This is a genomic window from Phaeobacter sp. CAU 1743, from assembly GCF_039839315.1.
Lineage (GTDB): Bacteria > Pseudomonadota > Alphaproteobacteria > Rhodobacterales > Rhodobacteraceae > Phycobacter > Phycobacter gallaeciensis_A.
The window spans coordinates 64,984-80,988 of sequence record NZ_JBDOQR010000010.1; the positions used below are offsets into that span (position 1 = coordinate 64,984).

Sequence of the window (16,005 nt, forward strand, 5' to 3'; positions counted from 1 at the left end):
GGGTCCGGCCTTTTCGTGTCCCCACGTGACCTCTTGACCTGTGGTGGCTTGCCGGCAATAAATGAACACATGTTCAAATAATTCGCGATGACTCGGGAGGAGACGCGAGATGTTCAACGCAAGCATGACTTTTGATCTGGGCGAAGATGTAAACGCCCTGCGCGACATGGTGCACCGCTGGGCGCAAGAGCGCGTCAAGCCGATGGCGCAGGAAATCGATCAGAAGAACGAATTCCCCGCCGAGCTGTGGCAGGAGATGGGTGAGCTCGGCCTTCTGGGGATCACCGTCCCCGAGGAATTCGGCGGAGCCGGGATGTCCTATCTGGCCCATACCATCGCGGTCGAGGAAATTGCCCGCGCCAGCGCCTCGGTGTCCTTGTCCTATGGCGCGCATTCCAACCTTTGCGTCAACCAGATCAAGCTGAACGGCAATGCCGAGCAGAAGAAGAAATACCTGCCCGGGCTGATTTCGGGTGAACACGTCGGCGCGCTGGCCATGTCCGAAGCGGGCGCTGGCTCTGACGTTGTGTCGATGTCCCTGCGTGCCGAAAAGCGCAACGATCACTATCGCCTCAACGGCAACAAATACTGGATCACCAACGGCCCCGATGCCGACACGCTGGTGGTCTACGCCAAGACCGATCCCGAAGCAGGCTCCAAGGGCATCACCGCCTTCCTGATCGAGAAAGAGTTCAAAGGTTTCTCGACCTCGGTGCATTTCGACAAGCTGGGCATGCGTGGCTCCAACACCGGCGAGCTGATCTTTGAGGACTGCGAAGTGCCGTTTGAGAACGTGCTGGGTGAAGAGGGCAAGGGCGTTCAGGTTCTGATGTCCGGCCTTGATTACGAACGCGTGGTTCTGGCGGGCATCGGCAGCGGTATCATCGCCGCCTGCATGGACGAGATGATGCCCTACATGAAAGAACGCAAACAGTTCGGCAAGCCGATCGGAAGCTTCCAGCTGATGCAGGGCAAGATCGCTGATATGTACACGGCGATGAATTCCTCGCGCGCCTATATCTACGAAGTGGCCAAGGCCTGCGACAATGGCACGGTGACGCGCCAGGACGCGGCGGCTTGCTGCCTTTGTGCCTCTGAGCAAGCAATGGTGCAGGCGCACCAGGCGGTGCAGGCCTTTGGCGGTGCCGGTTATCTGTCTGACAATCCGGTGGGCCGGATCTTCCGCGATGCCAAGCTGATGGAAATCGGCGCAGGCACCTCGGAAATCCGCCGTATGCTGATCGGCCGCGAGCTGATGGCAACCATGTAAAAGCAGAAAGCCCGCGTGACCGAGGGAAGGCACGCGGGCTTGTCTGTGGTCCGGGCAGGCGGCAGCGCCCGCCCGGGAAACCGGATCAGAGGGTCAGAAGCGGTGGACGTAGGCAACACCCACAACAACCGGATCAATCTCGGCGGTACCGATCGCGGCACCGTTCAGGAAGGCGTCGGTCTCGATATCCATGTAGCGCACGTTCAGACGCAGCGCACCGTTGTCCGACACTTGCCAGTCCGCACCAGCGTTGAGCGCAAGACCCCAGCTGTCATCAAGGTTCAGCACGCCAAGCGGCGAGCTTTCTTCAAAGAAGGTGGTGTAGTTCACACCAATGCCGACGAAGGGCGTGATCTTGCTGTTGGTCGGGAAGTGGTAGTTCAGCGACAGGGTCGGCGGCAACTGCTTGGTCGAACCGGCATAGCCGACACCGGCGATGGTGACGTCATGCTCGAACGGGGTCGCGGCCAAGAGTTCGATGCCAAGGTTGTCGCGGATGAAATATTCAACTGTCAGCGACAGTTGCGTTTCATCGCTGACCGTTGCGGCACCCCCGGCCAACGTGCCGTTGTTCGATTTGGGGTTCACGTTGGCGATCCCTGCACCGAAGGTCCAGTCGCCTTGCGACTGGGCAAGGGCCGGGGCCGCAAAGGCGGCGCATGCAGCAGAGAGGGCGAGGGCGGAAACGATGCGTTTCATGGGGAAGATCCCTTTTCTTTCGAGTACGCCGGGATCATGCGCGATGGAGGCGAAAACGTCTCTGATCTGGATCAAGCAGGTTTGTGCCGAGCCTTTGAAATGCACCACAAAACGCGCATGCCTGCCATGCATTTTAGGAAGATCTGACTATGCAGGACTACAGTAGCATACCGGGGTTGACGCCCTATGGTCGCTGGGATCTGCCAGAGCGGCTCAATATGGCGGCACAGGCCATGGATCACCCGGCAGATGCGCTGGCGCTGATCGATCTGACCGGCGCCGCGCGGCGCGACATTTCCCATGGGGAACTGGCGGCGATGGTCGATGGTCTGGCGCGCTATCTTCTGTCGCGGATCCAGCCGGGCGACCGGGTGGGTGTGCTGCTCAGCCAGTCGCCCTGGTGTGCTGCCGCGCATCTGGCGATCTGGAAGGTCGGCGCCATTTCGGTGCCCTTGTTCAAGCTGTTCCAGCACGATGCGCTGGCCTCGCGCGCCGGGGATGCGGGGGTGCGTTTCGTGCTGACCGATCCCGAGGGTGCGCTGCTGCTAGGTGATCTGGCCGAGGCGGTGATGGTGCAGGACGCAGGCATTGACGGCGCCCCGGTGCCCTTTGCCGCGACCGGCCCAGAAACCCCGGCTGTCCTTATATATACCTCCGGCACCACCGGCAGCCCCAAGGGCGCGCTGCACGCCCACCGGGTGTTGACCGGCCATCTGCCGGGCGTCGCCATCAGCCATGATCACCTGGGCCAGCCGAGCGACTGTATCTGGACCCCTGCCGATTGGGCCTGGATTGGCGGGTTGTTCGATGTCTTGATGCCCGGTCTTGCGCTGGGCGTGCCAGTTGTCGCGGCGCGGCTCGACAAATTCACGCCTGAGGCCTGCGTCGATCTGATCACGCGCGGAGATGTACGCAACATCTTTTTCCCGCCCACCGCGCTTCGCATGTTGAAGGCCGCTGGCAAGGCCGTGCCGGGCCTGCGCTCGGTCGCATCGGGTGGCGAACCCTTGGGGGCCGAGATGCTGGCCTGGGGGCAGGAGGCTTTTGGCCTCACCATCAACGAATTCTACGGGCAGACCGAATGCAACATGGTCGCCTCCTCTTGCGGCGTGGATTACCCGCCCCGTCCGGGCTGCATCGGCAAGGCGGTGCCGGGGCATGAGGTCGCCGTGATCGACGCCGATGGCAATCCCACCGATCAGGAGGGCGATGTTGCGGTGCGGCGTGGCTCTGCCTCGATGATGCTGGAATACTGGAACCGCCCCAAGGAGACGGCCGAGAAATTCCACGGCGACTGGCTGGTGACCGGCGATCGTGGCATCTGGGAGGGCGACTATCTGCGCTTTGTAGGCCGCGAGGATGATGTGATCACCTCGTCGGGCTATCGCATCGGCCCGGCCGAGATCGAGGACTGCCTGCTGACCCATCCAAGCGTCGCCACCGTCGGCGTCGTCGGCAAGCCCGACCCGATGCGCACCGAGATCGTGAAGGCCTATGTGGTGCTGAAAGAGGGCGCTGCGGCCACCGAGAAAGAACTGCAGGACTACGTCAAGGGCCGTCTGGCCCATTATTCCTACCCCCGTGAAATCGCATTTCTGGACGCCTTGCCGATGACCGTGACCGGCAAAGTGATCCGCAAGGAACTGAAGGCCCGTGCGGCGGGGGAGGGGCCGGAATGACCAAGAAACCTCCTGCAAAAGATGAGTCCTTGTCAGCGACCATTTCGATGGTGCTCAAACGGGTTCAAGACTATGAAGGCGAGCGGGCAACACGTCTTGGGAAGGGCTTCGAAAGAGTGACCGCGCCAATTGGCGGTGCCTTGGCGGCCGTTGTGCCAGACGCCTGGGTTTTGAATATCCTTCATGCGGCAGACAAGGCCGCAGAATACACGCTTCCGGCGGATAAGTCCCCCAAGAGCTTCGACGATATAGAGGCCTGTGAAGCAGCAGCGCTATATGTGCAGGGCTGGGCTGCCGGGCTGAACGCGGCATCCGGCGGGGCAACTGGATTTTGGGGGGCGGCCGGGGCGGCAGCTGACATACCAGCGACGCTTACGCTAGCCGCGTGTAACGTCCGAGCGACCGGCGCGGCCTTTGGGTTTGCAGGCGACAGTGAAGACGAACGAGCCTTTCGCTTGATGGTGCTTGAGCTGGCCACGCGTCAGGCTGGCGACGCCCGGCGGGAGACAGTCACCCAACTGAGGGCATTTGCAGAGTTGCTGAACCAGCCCAAGGTGCGTGTGGTTGTGGATCAGGCGAGCAATTGGGTTGCTGAAAAAATTGCTGAACGAGTTGCACGACAATTGGGGGTGTCCCTTGCAGGCCGCAAACTGGGGCAGGTTGTTCCGGTAGTAGGCGGAGTCGTTGCCGCGTCAGTAAATGCAAGTTTCCAAACGGATGTAAGCCGTGCGGCGCGATATGCCTATAGCCTGCGGTGGCTGATGAGACAGAAATTATTACCCGGTTATTCCGGAGAGGAGGTTACCAAGCCATGAAACTTCAATCCAAGGCAATGCCTTCCTCCGAAGGCTTCAAGCAGAACCGCGAGGCGCATCTGGAGGCGCTGGCGCAGATCAACGAGGCGGCGGAGGCCGCGCGCATGGGCGGCGGTGAGAAATCCCGCGCCCGTCACGAAAGCCGGGGCAAGATGCTGCCGCGCCGCAGGGTTGCGAACCTCTTGGATCCGGGCTCTCCCTTCCTTGAGGTCGGCGCGACGGCGGCCCACAATATGTATGACGGCGCAGCCCCGGCTGCGGGCGTCATCGCGGGCATTGGCCGGGTGCATGGGCAAGAGGTCATGGTGGTCTGCAACGACGCCACTGTGAAGGGCGGCACCTATTATCCGATGACGGTCAAGAAACACCTGCGCGCGCAGGAGATCGCCGAGGAAAACCGCCTGCCGTGCATCTATCTGGTGGACAGTGGCGGGGCCAACCTGCCCAACCAGGACGAGGTCTTCCCGGATCGCGACCACTTTGGCCGCATCTTCTACAATCAGGCGCGTATGTCCGCAAAAGGCATCCCGCAGATCGCCGTGGTCATGGGATCGTGCACCGCAGGCGGCGCCTATGTGCCCGCGATGTCGGATGTGACCATCATCGTCAAGGAACAGGGCACCATCTTTCTCGCCGGTCCGCCGCTGGTGAAGGCCGCAACGGGCGAGGTGGTTTCCGCCGAAGACCTCGGCGGCGGTGATGTGCACACGCGTCTTTCCGGTGTCGCCGACTATCTGGCCGAGGATGACACCCACGCGCTGGCACTGGCGCGTCGCGCGGTGCAGTCGCTCAACATCACCAAACCGCTGGGCGTTAACTGGGCCAGCCCGGAAGAGCCCGCCTATGACCCTGAAGAGATCCTCGGTGTGGTGCCTGGCGATCTGCGCACCCCCTATGACATCCGCGAGGTGATCGCGCGTCTGGTGGATGGGTCGCGCTTTGACGAGTTCAAGCCGCGCTTTGGTGAGACGCTGGTCACCGGCTTTGCCCATGTGAAGGGCTGCCCGGTGGGCATCATCGCCAACAACGGGGTTCTCTTCTCCGAGGCCGCACAGAAAGGCGCGCATTTCGTTGAACTGTGCAGCCAGCGCAAGATCCCGCTGGTCTTTTTGCAGAACATCACCGGCTTCATGGTGGGCCGCAAGTACGAGAACGAGGGCATCGCCCGCCACGGCGCCAAGATGGTGACGGCGGTTGCGACGACCAATGTGCCCAAGGTGACGATGCTGGTGGGCGGCTCATTCGGGGCCGGTAACTACGGCATGTCGGGCCGTGCCTATCAGCCGCGCTTCCTGTGGACCTGGCCGAATTCGCGCATTTCCGTGATGGGCGGCGAACAGGCGGCAGGTGTTCTTGCCACCGTGAAACGCGACGCCATCGAACGCCAGGGCGGCTCTTGGAGCGCCGAGGAAGAGGCCGAGTTCAAGCGCCCCACCATCGAGATGTTCGAGGCGCAGAGCCATCCGCTCTATGCCTCGGCGCGGCTTTGGGACGATGGCATCATCGACCCGCGCAAATCCCGAGAGGTGCTGGCCCTGTCGCTGAGCGCTGCTTTGAATGCCCCGATTGAAGACACACGCTTTGGCGTGTTCCGGATGTGAGGTAAGGCAACGATGATCCCCCTCGAAGAGGCCCTCGCAGCATTTCCCGTTGCGCAAAGCTATCGCCCCGGCGATTCATCTGCCTTGAATGCCGAAATCATCGGCCTGATCCGCTCGGGCGCAAAGACCGTCAGCTGCGAGGCTTGGTCGGTCTTCGACGATGGCCTGGAAAGCTTTCCCGAGGCGGGGCGCGTGGATATCGTGTTGAACTGGGACGGAACGGCCGCCTGCGCCACCGAAACCGTGAAGGTGGACAAGGTCCGCTTTTGCGACGTAACGGCAGAGATGGTTCCGCCTCAGGGAGAATTCAAAGACTTGGAGCACTGGCGGGCGGGGTACGAAAGCTACCTGACCCGTACGGGTCGCTTTCACCAAAACGCACCGATGATGGTTGAGACCTTTCGTCTGGTCCGTGATTTCGGAGACCACAAAGATGTTTGACAAGATTCTGATCGCAAACCGGGGCGAGATCGCCTGCCGTGTCATGGAAACCGCCCGCGCCATGGGCGTGAAAACCGTCGCCATCTACTCAGACGCCGACCGCGCGGCGAAACATGTCGCGATGGCGGATGAGGCCTGCCACATCGGCACCGGATCTGCGCCCGCCGACAGCTACCTTCTGGGGGATGAGATCATCGCCATTGCCAAGGCGACCGGCGCGCAGGCGATCCATCCGGGCTATGGCTTCCTGTCGGAAAACCCCGAGTTCGTGGATGCGGTAGAGGCGGCTGGCCTTGTGTTCATCGGTCCTTCGGCGGATGCGATCCGCAAGATGGGCCTGAAAGACGCAGCCAAGGCGCTGATGGAAGAGGCGGGCGTGCCCGTTGTTCCCGGCTACCACGGCAAGAACCAGGACCCCGAGCACCTGTCGGGCGCTGCCGATACCATCGGCTATCCCGTCCTGATCAAGGCGGTCGCCGGTGGCGGCGGCAAGGGTATGCGTCTGGTCGAGGATCCAAAGGATTTCGACGAGGCCCTCAAGAGCGCGCAGGGCGAAGCCACCACGGCCTTTGGCAACCCGGACGTCTTGATCGAGAAATACATCCAGCAACCCCGCCATATCGAAGTGCAGGTCTTTGGCGATGGCACCACAGCGGTGCACCTGTTCGAGCGGGACTGTTCTCTCCAGCGTCGTCACCAGAAGGTCATCGAAGAGGCACCTGCGCCCGGTATGACCGATGAAATGCGCGAGGCCATGGGCCGCGCAGGTGTGCGCGCGGCCGAGGCGATTGGGTATAAAGGCGCCGGTACGGTGGAATTCATCGTCGATGGCTCCAACGGGCTGCGTCCCGACGGGTTCTGGTTCATGGAGATGAACACCCGCCTTCAGGTGGAACACCCGGTGACGGAACTGATCACCGGTGTCGATTTGGTGGAATGGCAGCTGCGCGTCGCCGCAGGGGAGAGCCTGCCGCAACAGCAGGACGAGCTGATGATCACCGGTCACGCCTTTGAAGCGCGGCTTTATGCAGAAGACGTGCCAAAGGGCTTCCTGCCTGCAACCGGCACGCTGACGCATCTGCAATTCCCCGCCAGCTGCCGCGCCGACAGTGGCGTGCGGGCCGGGGATACCATCAGTCCCTGGTATGATCCGATGATCTCCAAGGTGATCGTGCACGGGCCAACACGTGCGGTTGCCTTGTCGCGGCTGTCACAGGCGCTGGCGGAAACTGAGGTCGGCGGTACGGTGACCAACCTTGCCTTCCTTGGCGCATTGGCCGCACACGAGGGCTTCGCCGCAGGCGATGTCGATACTGGCCTCATCGCGCGGGATCTGGATCAGCTTGTCGAGGCGCCCGCCGTGACGCCCGCACACAAGGCTGCCGCCGGGATGCAGGCGCTGGGTCTGACCGACACCGATTGGGACACCGGCTTTACCCTGTGGTCCGACATGCACCGCTCGGTTCATCTCAGCCTTCAGGGCGAAGAATTCGAGGCCATGGTCGAGGTGGACGGGCCGGATCGGCAGATCTGGACCATAGGTGAGGATCAGGTCACGGCAAACCGCATCGGTGGTGCATGGGTTCTGGGCGGCGACCGGCTGCCGCCGATGGCGCAGGCTGGGAACACGATCACCGTTTTCGACGGCTACGGGATCCAGTTTGAGGTGATCGATCCGCTCGACCGGGCGTCGGCTGCCGGGGGGGACATGAACCTGATCGAGGCGCCGATGCCGGGTCTGGTCAAGGCGGTCTTCGCCGAAGCAGGCCAGGAGGTGAAGGAAGGTGATCGCCTTGCCATTCTCGAAGCCATGAAAATGGAGCATTCGCTGCTGGCTGCCCGTGATGGCACCGTGGCAGAAGTTCTGGCCGCCGCTGGCGATCAGGTCGAGGCCGGAGCCGCGCTGGTGCGGCTGGAGGAGGCCGAAGACTGATCGGCACTCATAAAGAAACTGCGTTGGCGGCTGGTGGCTGCCAATGCGACTGGATAACGTTGGCAGGATTGCCGAGGGAGGGCGCGCCATGACGCAAAGCGTTGAAATTTTCGAAATGGGCCCGCGCGACGGGCTGCAGAATGAAAAACGGGCCATTCCGGTGGCGGAAAAGATCGCGCTGGTGGATTGCCTGTCCCGCGCAGGCTTCCGGCGGATCGAGGTCGCCAGCTTCGTCTCCCCCAAATGGGTGCCGCAGATGGCGGGCAGCGCCGAGGTTCTGGCGGGCATCAAACGCGCGCCCGGGGTCTCTTATGCAGCACTGACCCCCAACATGCGGGGATACGAGGACGCGGTGGCGGCCAAGGCGGATGAAATCGCCGTGTTTGCCTCGGCCTCCGAAGGGTTTTCCAAAGCCAATATCAACGCCAGCATTGCCGAGAGCATCGAGCGCTTCGTGCCCATCCTTGAGGCGGCAAAGAAGATCGACCTGCCGGTGCGGGGCTATGTCTCCTGCGTGACCGATTGCCCCTATGATGGCGCAACCCCGCCGGAAAAGGTGGCAGAAGTGGCTGAGCGGTTGTTTGAACTCGGCTGCTATGAGGTCTCTTTGGGCGACACCATCGGACAGGGGACGCCGGAAACGATCACGAAAATGCTAGAGGCCGTAAAGGCACGTGTGCCTGTCGAGAAACTGGCCGGACATTATCATGACACCGCCGGGCGGGCGATTGCCAATATCGACGCCTCGCTTGCGCAGGGCGTGCGGGTGTTTGATGCCGCCGTCGGCGGGCTGGGCGGCTGCCCCTATGCGCCGGGCGCCGCGGGAAATGTGGCGACGGAAACAGTGCATGCGCATCTGACGGCGCTGGGATATGACACCGGGCTCGATGCGCGGGTGCTGGATGAGGCGGCAGAGGTGGCCCGAGCCATGCGCGGCGTGGTCTGATAGCGCGAATTTTGAAAAGAGAGCGATACGATGTTCAACACGATTACCCTTGAGACCGATGCGCGCGGCGTGGCGACCCTGACCCTGAACCGGCCCGAAAAGCACAACGCCATGTCCGGCGAGATGCTGCTGGAGCTGAAACAGGCCGCACAGGACCTAGCCGCCGATGACAATGTCCGCGTCGTGGTGCTGACCGGCGCGGGCAAAAGCTTTTGCGCGGGCGGCGATCTCGGCTGGATGCAGGCCCAGATGACAGCGGACGCGGAAACCCGCGCGAAAGAGGCGCGGGTGCTGGCGGAAATGTTGATGCTGCTCAACACCCTGCCCAAGCCGCTGATCGGAGCGATTCAGGGCAATGCCTTTGGCGGCGGTGTTGGCATGGCCTCAGTCTGCGATGTGGCGATTGGTGTCGATCATCTCAAGATGGGGCTGACGGAAACCAAACTGGGCCTGATCCCGGCTACCATCGGCCCCTATGTGATTGCCCGCATGGGCGAAGCGCGCGCGCGCCGTGTCTTCATGTCGGCCCGTCTGTTTGGCGCAGCCGAGGCCGTCGATCTGGGGCTTCTGGCCAGAATCGTTCCGGCCGATCAACTGGCCGAAGCGGTCGAGGCAGAGGTCGCCCCCTACATGGCCTGCGCCCCGGGCGCGGTCGCCGCAGCGAAAAAACTGACCCGCGATCTGGGTCCGCGTCTGGACGATGCCACCATCGACCACACCATCAAGGCGCTGGTTGACCGCTGGGAAGGCGGCGAAGCCTCCGAGGGCATCGCGGCGTTTTTCGACAAACGCAAACCCAGCTGGCAGGTCTGAAACGGGTCTGAGAGGGGCCTCAGACACGGGTTTAAAGGCGGTTTCGCGGCCTTGCCAAAGACCGAGTATTTCCCTCAGGCGCGCCCAAATTTTGGGCGCGCTGTTCTTTTCTTATACATAGAAAAATATGCATATTTATATGCGTTTGCGGGCCATGTGATGTGCCCACGCCGCGCTGTTAAAGGAAGCTTTAGCCAAACCAAATGCCTGTGTTGACGGTCGGGGGGCAGGGGAGTAGACACGGCCCCAAGTCAACACGCCAATTGACGGCGCGCGAGAATCCGCGCGCGCGGAAAGGAGCCACTCGTGGAAGAGATGTTGCGGGAATACCTCCCGATCCTGGTGTTTCTGGCCGTCGCTATCGGCCTTGGAATTGTTCTTATTCTGGCAGCAGTTGTGCTCGCCGTACGCAATCCCGACCCGGAAAAAGTAAGTGCTTACGAATGTGGTTTCAACGCCTTCGATGACGCCCGTATGAAATTCGATGTGCGCTTTTACCTGGTGTCGATTCTGTTCATCATTTTCGATCTGGAAATCGCCTTCCTGTTTCCCTGGGCCGTCGGCTTCAAGGACATGAGCGACGCAGGTTTCTGGTCGATGATGGTGTTCCTGGGCGTGCTGACAGCCGGCTTTGCCTATGAATGGAAGAAGGGGGCCCTGGAATGGGAGTGATGACCGGAGCCAATACGGCGGGCGTCGACAAGGAAGTCGTCACCCAGGCCCTGAACGCCGAACTGCAGGACAAAGGCTTCCTGCTGACCTCGGCCGAGGACATCATCAACTGGGCCCGCACCGGGTCGCTGCACTGGATGACCTTTGGTCTGGCCTGCTGCGCGGTTGAGATGATGCACACCTCGATGCCCCGCTATGACGCCGAACGCTTCGGTATCGCGCCGCGCGCCTCTCCGCGTCAGTCGGACGTTATGATCGTCGCGGGGACGCTGACCAACAAGATGGCCCCGGCGCTGCGCAAGGTCTACGACCAGATGCCCGAGCCGCGTTACGTGATCTCGATGGGCTCCTGTGCCAACGGCGGTGGGTACTATCACTACAGCTACTCGGTTGTGCGCGGTTGCGACCGCATCGTTCCGGTTGACGTCTATGTGCCCGGCTGCCCGCCGACCGCAGAGGCTCTGCTCTATGGTCTGATGCAGCTGCAGCGCAAAATCCGCCGCACCGGCACCCTGGTCCGCTGATCGGCTTTGGTTGGAGAATTGATGATGACTGAAGCACTGAACGAACTCGGGACCCAGATCGCGGCCAAGCGCCCCGAATGCGTGCTGTCCTGGGATGTATCCCATGGTGAGCTGAACGTGGACGTGGCGCCTGCGAATATTGCGGCGCTGGTCGATTTTCTGAAAGCAGATGCGACCTGCAAGTTTTCCACCCTGGTTGATATTACGGCAGTCGATTACCCCGAGCGGACCAAGCGGTTCGACGTGGTCTATCACTTCCTGTCGATGTATCAGAACCAGCGTATCCGCCTGCGGGTTTCCGTACGCGAAGATGAAATGGTCCCCTCGATTGTCGATCTGCACCCCTCGGCCAACTGGTTCGAGCGCGAGGTCTTCGACATGTTCGGGATCCTGTTCACCGGTCACCCCGACCTGCGCCGGATCCTGACGGACTATGGCTTCCGCGGCCATCCGCTGCGCAAGGACTTCCCGACCACCGGCTATACCGAGGTTCGTTACGACGAGGCGCAAAAGCGCGTTGTCTACGAACCCGTCAGCCTGGTGCAAGAATACCGCCAGTTTGACTTCATGTCCCCGTGGGAGGGTGCCGAATACATCCTGCCCGGCGATGAAAAAGAGGGGGCGAAATGATGGACGGCTCCAAAGGTTTCGAAGACGCCCTGACGGGCGAACAGAAGATCCGCAACTTCAACATCAACTTCGGTCCGCAGCACCCGGCGGCGCACGGCGTGCTGCGTCTGGTGCTGGAGCTGGACGGCGAGATCGTTGAACGCTGCGACCCGCACATCGGCCTGTTGCACCGTGGCACCGAAAAGCTGATGGAAAGCCGCACCTACCTCCAGAACCTGCCGTATTTCGACCGCCTCGACTATGTGGCGCCGATGAACCAGGAACACGCATGGTGTCTGGCAATCGAAAAGCTTTGCGGTGTCGAAGTTCCCCGCCGGGCCTCGCTGATCCGGGTGCTCTACTCGGAAATCGGCCGCATCCTGAACCACCTCTTGAACGTCACCACGCAGGCGATGGACGTCGGTGCGCTGACCCCGCCGCTGTGGGGCTTTGAAGAGCGCGAGAAACTGATGATCTTCTACGAGCGCGCCTGCGGTGCCCGCCTTCACGCGGCGTATTTCCGTCCCGGCGGTGTGCATCAGGATCTGCCGGATGAACTGATCGACGATATCGAAGAATGGGCGATCGAATTCCCCAAAGTTCTGGCTGATATCGACGGGCTTCTGACCGAAAACCGCATTTTCAAGCAGCGTAACTGCGACATTGGCGTGGTGAACGAGCAGGAGATCCAGGACTACGGTTTCTCCGGCGTCATGGTACGCGGCTCCGGCCTTGCATGGGACCTGCGCCGTGCGCAGCCCTATGAATGCTACGACGAGTTCGAGTTCCAGATCCCTGTCGGTAAGAATGGCGACTGCTATGATCGCTACCTCGTCCGCATGGAGGAGATGCGCCAGTCGCTGTCGATCATTCGTCAGGCCATCCACAAGCTGCGCGAAGCCACCGGCGATGTGCTGGCCCGTGGCAAGCTGACCCCGCCGAAACGCGGCGACATGAAAACCTCGATGGAAAGCCTGATCCACCACTTCAAGCTTTACACCGAAGGGTTCCACGTGCCCGAGGGCGAAGTCTACGCCGCTGTCGAGGCGCCCAAGGGCGAATTCGGCGTCTATCTTGTGGCGGACGGGAGCAACAAACCCTACCGCGCCAAGCTGCGCGCGCCGGGCTTCCTGCACCTGCAAGCCATGGACCATGTGGCCAAGGGTCACCAACTTGCCGACGTAGCTGCCATCATCGGCACCATGGACGTCGTATTTGGAGAGATTGACCGCTAATGCTTCGTCGTCTGCATTCCGAACAACCCGAAAGCTTTGCCTTCACGCCCGACAACCAGAAGTGGGCCGAAGCGCAACTCACCAAATACCCCGAGGGGCGTCAGGCCTCTGCGGTTATTCCGCTGCTGTGGCGTGCCCAGGAGCAGGAAGGCTGGGTCACCAAGCCCGCGATTGAATATATCGCGGATATGCTGGGCATGGCCTATATCCGCGTTCTTGAAGTTGCCTCCTTTTACTTCATGTTCCAGCTGGTCCCGACCGGATCCGTTGCCCACGTGCAGGTCTGTGGCACCACTTCCTGCATGATCTGCGGCGCCGAGGATCTGATCGCGGTCTGCAAGGAAAAGATCGCGCCGAAGCCGCACACCGTGTCTGCCGATGGTAAGTTCTCCTGGGAAGAGGTGGAATGCCTCGGCTCCTGCACCAACGCGCCGATGGCGCAGATCGGCAAGGATTACTTCGAGGATCTGACCACCGAAAGCTTCACCAAGATCCTCGATGATCTGGCAGCAGGCAATCCGGTTGTTCCGGGGCCGCAGAACGGGCGTTACGCGGCCGAGCCGAAATCGGGCCTGACGTCGCTCACCGAATACGACAGTGGTAAGACGCAGTATAACGCGTCTGTGCAGCTGGCAGTGGATCTGGGCGACAGCGTCAAGCGCATTCAGGGCGATGAAGTTCCGATCTTGACCCCTTGGGTTGGCAAGGACGGCGTCGTCGCTGGCCGCGCTGCCGAAGGTCAGCCTCCGAAGGCGCCCGAAGCGGCTAAACCGGCTGCCAAACAGGCTGCCGAGGCTAAGCCCGCACCGAAGAAAGCTCCGGCCAAGAAAGCCGCTGAGCCTGCGTCGCCCGAAGGGGCAGCCGCCAAATCGGTTGAAGAAAGCGCGCCTGAGACGCTGAGCGAAGCCCGCGGTGGCAAGGCCGACGATCTGAAGATGCTGAAGGGCGTTGGTCCCAAGCTGGAAGAGACGCTGAATGAACTCGGTTTCTTCCACTTTGACCAGATCGCCAAATGGACCGAGGCCGAAATCGCATGGGTCGACAGCCGCCTCAAGTTCAAGGGCCGCATCGAACGCGACGGCTGGATTGAGCAATCCAAACAGCTCGCCGCTGGTGAAGAGACCGAGTTCGCCAAGAAGGCCAAGGACGACGGCCGCTACGAAGATTAACCCGTCTTCCGCCTCTGAACCGGGGGCGGGGGAGCAGACATTGGGACCCAATGAGCGCTGAACAGGACAAAGCCATCGCAGCCAAGGGGCGCCACATCGCCCTGGTGATTGCCGGAACCATGCTCGCATGGCTCGCTTTGTCCCTGATCATTGGTCCGGCGATGGGATTGCCGGGCCGTTACGCGCTTCTGTTCGATTTTCTCGCGCTGGCGGGGATGATCTATGCAGGGGTCAACATCGTTCAACTCTGGCGCATGCGTCAGGACAACCAAAGGTAGGCAGACATGCTGAAGGACCAGGACCGGATCTTTACCAACCTGTACGGTATGCATGAGCGGACGCTCAAAGGCGCTCAGGCGCGCGGCCACTGGGATGGCACCGCCGGTCTGATCGAAAAGGGGCGTGACTGGATCATCCAGACCATGAAGGACTCCGGCCTGCGTGGTCGCGGCGGTGCGGGCTTCCCCACTGGCCTCAAATGGTCCTTCATGCCCAAGGAAAGCGATGGTCGCCCGGCCTATCTGGTGATCAACGCGGATGAATCCGAGCCCGGCACCTGTAAAGACCGCGAAATCATGCGCCACGATCCGCATACGCTGATCGAAGGTGCGCTGATCGCCTCTTTCGCGATGAACGCCCACACCTGCTATATCTATCTTCGCGGCGAATACATCCGCGAGCGCGAGGCCCTGCAGGCGGCCATCGACGAATGCTACGACAAAGGTCTTCTGGGCAAGAACGCGGCCGGATCCGGTTGGGACTTTGACGTTTTCCTGCACCACGGTGCCGGCGCTTACATCTGCGGCGAGGAAACCGCCCTGATCGAAAGCCTGGAAGGCAAGAAGGGCATGCCCCGTATGAAGCCGCCCTTCCCGGCGGGCGCGGGTCTTTATGGCTGCCCGACCACGGTGAACAACGTCGAATCCATCGCCGTCGTTCCCACCATCCTGCGCCGCGGCGCTGAATGGTTTGCGGGCTTTGGTCGCCCCAACAACGCGGGCACTAAGCTGTTCGCGATCTCGGGGCACGTCAACAACCCCTGCGTCGTCGAAGAGGCGATGTCGATCTCCTTCGAGGAGCTGATCGAAAAGCATTGCGGCGGTATTCGCGGCGGCTGGGACAACCTACTTGCGGTGATCCCGGGTGGTTCCTCGGTGCCTTGTGTGCGCGGTGAAAACATGCGCGATGCGATCATGGATTTCGATTACCTGCGCGGTGAGCTGGGCTCGGGCCTTGGCACGGCGGCGGTGATCGTGATGGACAAGCAGACCGACATCATCAAGGCGATCTGGCGCCTGTCCAAGTTCTACAAGCACGAAAGCTGCGGCCAGTGTACACCCTGCCGCGAAGGCACCGGCTGGATGATGCGCGTGATGGATCGTCTGGTCAAAGGCCAGGCGGAACCGGAAGAAATCGACATGCTGTGGGATGTGACCAAGCAGGTCGAAGGCCACACCATCTGCGCCCTTGGCGACGCGGCGGCCTGGCCGATCCAGGGCCTGATCCGCAACTTCCGCGAAGAGATCGAAGACCGCATCAAGGCGCAAAAGTCGGGCCGCATGGGCGCGATGGCGGCTGAATAAGAATAAAAAACAGGCA

General features: G+C 61.6%; 16 protein-coding genes. 15 read left to right on the forward strand and 1 reads right to left on the reverse strand.

The genetic code is table 11. The features are described 5' to 3' along the window. Nucleotides 1–109: 109 nt before the first annotated feature. Nucleotides 110–1,270, forward strand: coding sequence for an isovaleryl-CoA dehydrogenase (locus AAFO90_RS06145; protein ID WP_347508863.1), 1,161 nt, complete (start codon nucleotides 110–112; stop codon nucleotides 1,268–1,270). Nucleotides 1,271–1,363: 93 nt separating this feature from the next. Here AAFO90_RS06145 and AAFO90_RS06150 read toward each other — a convergent pair whose 3' ends face one another. After that, nucleotides 1,364–1,969, reverse strand: a complete 606-nt coding sequence (locus AAFO90_RS06150; protein WP_065273793.1) for an OmpW family outer membrane protein — start codon at nucleotides 1,967–1,969, stop codon at nucleotides 1,364–1,366. A gap of 149 nt (nucleotides 1,970–2,118) precedes the next feature. On the opposite strand from AAFO90_RS06150, the gene AAFO90_RS06155 reads away from it, so the two are divergent. The 14 genes from AAFO90_RS06155 (at nucleotide 2,119) to nuoF (ending at nucleotide 15,989) form a co-directional block, all read left to right on the forward strand. Then, on the forward strand, nucleotides 2,119–3,648 hold the full coding sequence (locus tag AAFO90_RS06155) for an AMP-binding protein (RefSeq protein WP_347508864.1): 1,530 nt from the start codon (nucleotides 2,119–2,121) through the stop codon (nucleotides 3,646–3,648). Beyond that, the gene (locus AAFO90_RS06160) at nucleotides 3,645–4,463 is read left to right on the forward strand and encodes an EcsC family protein (RefSeq protein WP_347508865.1); all 819 of its coding nucleotides are present in this window, start codon (nucleotides 3,645–3,647) and stop codon (nucleotides 4,461–4,463) included. Before AAFO90_RS06155 ends, AAFO90_RS06160 begins: the two co-directional genes overlap by 4 nt. After that, the gene (locus AAFO90_RS06165; RefSeq protein WP_347508866.1) at nucleotides 4,460–6,064 is read left to right on the forward strand and encodes a carboxyl transferase domain-containing protein; all 1,605 of its coding nucleotides are present in this window, start codon (nucleotides 4,460–4,462) and stop codon (nucleotides 6,062–6,064) included. The genes AAFO90_RS06160 and AAFO90_RS06165 overlap by 4 nt, the downstream gene beginning before the upstream one ends. A gap of 12 nt (nucleotides 6,065–6,076) precedes the next feature. Next, nucleotides 6,077–6,505 (forward strand): ASCH domain-containing protein, encoded by a 429-nt coding sequence (locus AAFO90_RS06170; RefSeq protein ID WP_274831819.1) that lies wholly within the window; start codon nucleotides 6,077–6,079, stop codon nucleotides 6,503–6,505. Next, entirely contained in the window at nucleotides 6,498–8,438 is a 1,941-nt protein-coding gene (locus AAFO90_RS06175; RefSeq protein ID WP_347508867.1) for an acetyl/propionyl/methylcrotonyl-CoA carboxylase subunit alpha, read from the forward strand. The genes AAFO90_RS06170 and AAFO90_RS06175 overlap by 8 nt, the downstream gene beginning before the upstream one ends. 88 nt (nucleotides 8,439–8,526) lie before the next feature. Beyond that, complete coding sequence (locus tag AAFO90_RS06180; protein WP_347508868.1) at nucleotides 8,527–9,384, forward strand: hydroxymethylglutaryl-CoA lyase; 858 nt, start codon at nucleotides 8,527–8,529, stop codon at nucleotides 9,382–9,384. A gap of 30 nt (nucleotides 9,385–9,414) precedes the next feature. Next, nucleotides 9,415–10,197 (forward strand): crotonase/enoyl-CoA hydratase family protein, encoded by a 783-nt coding sequence (locus tag AAFO90_RS06185; protein ID WP_347508869.1) that lies wholly within the window; start codon nucleotides 9,415–9,417, stop codon nucleotides 10,195–10,197. Between the two features lie 306 nt (nucleotides 10,198–10,503). Beyond that, on the forward strand, nucleotides 10,504–10,869 hold the full coding sequence (locus tag AAFO90_RS06190; protein ID WP_065273116.1) for an NADH-quinone oxidoreductase subunit A: 366 nt from the start codon (nucleotides 10,504–10,506) through the stop codon (nucleotides 10,867–10,869). Then, nucleotides 10,860–11,393 carry an NADH-quinone oxidoreductase subunit B gene (locus tag AAFO90_RS06195; protein WP_082996117.1) on the forward strand — a complete coding sequence of 178 codons (534 nt, stop codon included), beginning with the start codon at nucleotides 10,860–10,862 and terminating at the stop codon, nucleotides 11,391–11,393. The genes AAFO90_RS06190 and AAFO90_RS06195 overlap by 10 nt, the downstream gene beginning before the upstream one ends. A 24-nt stretch (nucleotides 11,394–11,417) precedes the next feature. Continuing rightward, nucleotides 11,418–12,023 carry an NADH-quinone oxidoreductase subunit C gene (locus AAFO90_RS06200; protein WP_065273118.1) on the forward strand — a complete coding sequence of 202 codons (606 nt, stop codon included), beginning with the start codon at nucleotides 11,418–11,420 and terminating at the stop codon, nucleotides 12,021–12,023. After that, nucleotides 12,023–13,237, forward strand: a complete 1,215-nt coding sequence (locus AAFO90_RS06205) for an NADH-quinone oxidoreductase subunit D (RefSeq protein ID WP_274834452.1) — start codon at nucleotides 12,023–12,025, stop codon at nucleotides 13,235–13,237. Before AAFO90_RS06200 ends, AAFO90_RS06205 begins: the two co-directional genes overlap by 1 nt. Further along, nucleotides 13,237–14,406, forward strand: coding sequence for an NADH-quinone oxidoreductase subunit E (locus AAFO90_RS06210; RefSeq protein ID WP_274836734.1), 1,170 nt, complete (start codon nucleotides 13,237–13,239; stop codon nucleotides 14,404–14,406). The genes AAFO90_RS06205 and AAFO90_RS06210 overlap by 1 nt, the downstream gene beginning before the upstream one ends. Nucleotides 14,407–14,456: 50 nt before the next feature. Next, a complete protein-coding gene (locus AAFO90_RS06215; RefSeq protein WP_065273121.1) occupies nucleotides 14,457–14,684 on the forward strand; it encodes a DUF5337 domain-containing protein in 228 nt (75 codons plus the stop codon). A gap of 6 nt (nucleotides 14,685–14,690) precedes the next feature. Further along, the gene (gene nuoF, locus AAFO90_RS06220) at nucleotides 14,691–15,989 is read left to right on the forward strand and encodes an NADH-quinone oxidoreductase subunit NuoF (protein ID WP_065273122.1); all 1,299 of its coding nucleotides are present in this window, start codon (nucleotides 14,691–14,693) and stop codon (nucleotides 15,987–15,989) included. The last annotated feature ends 16 nt before the right edge of the window (nucleotides 15,990–16,005 follow it).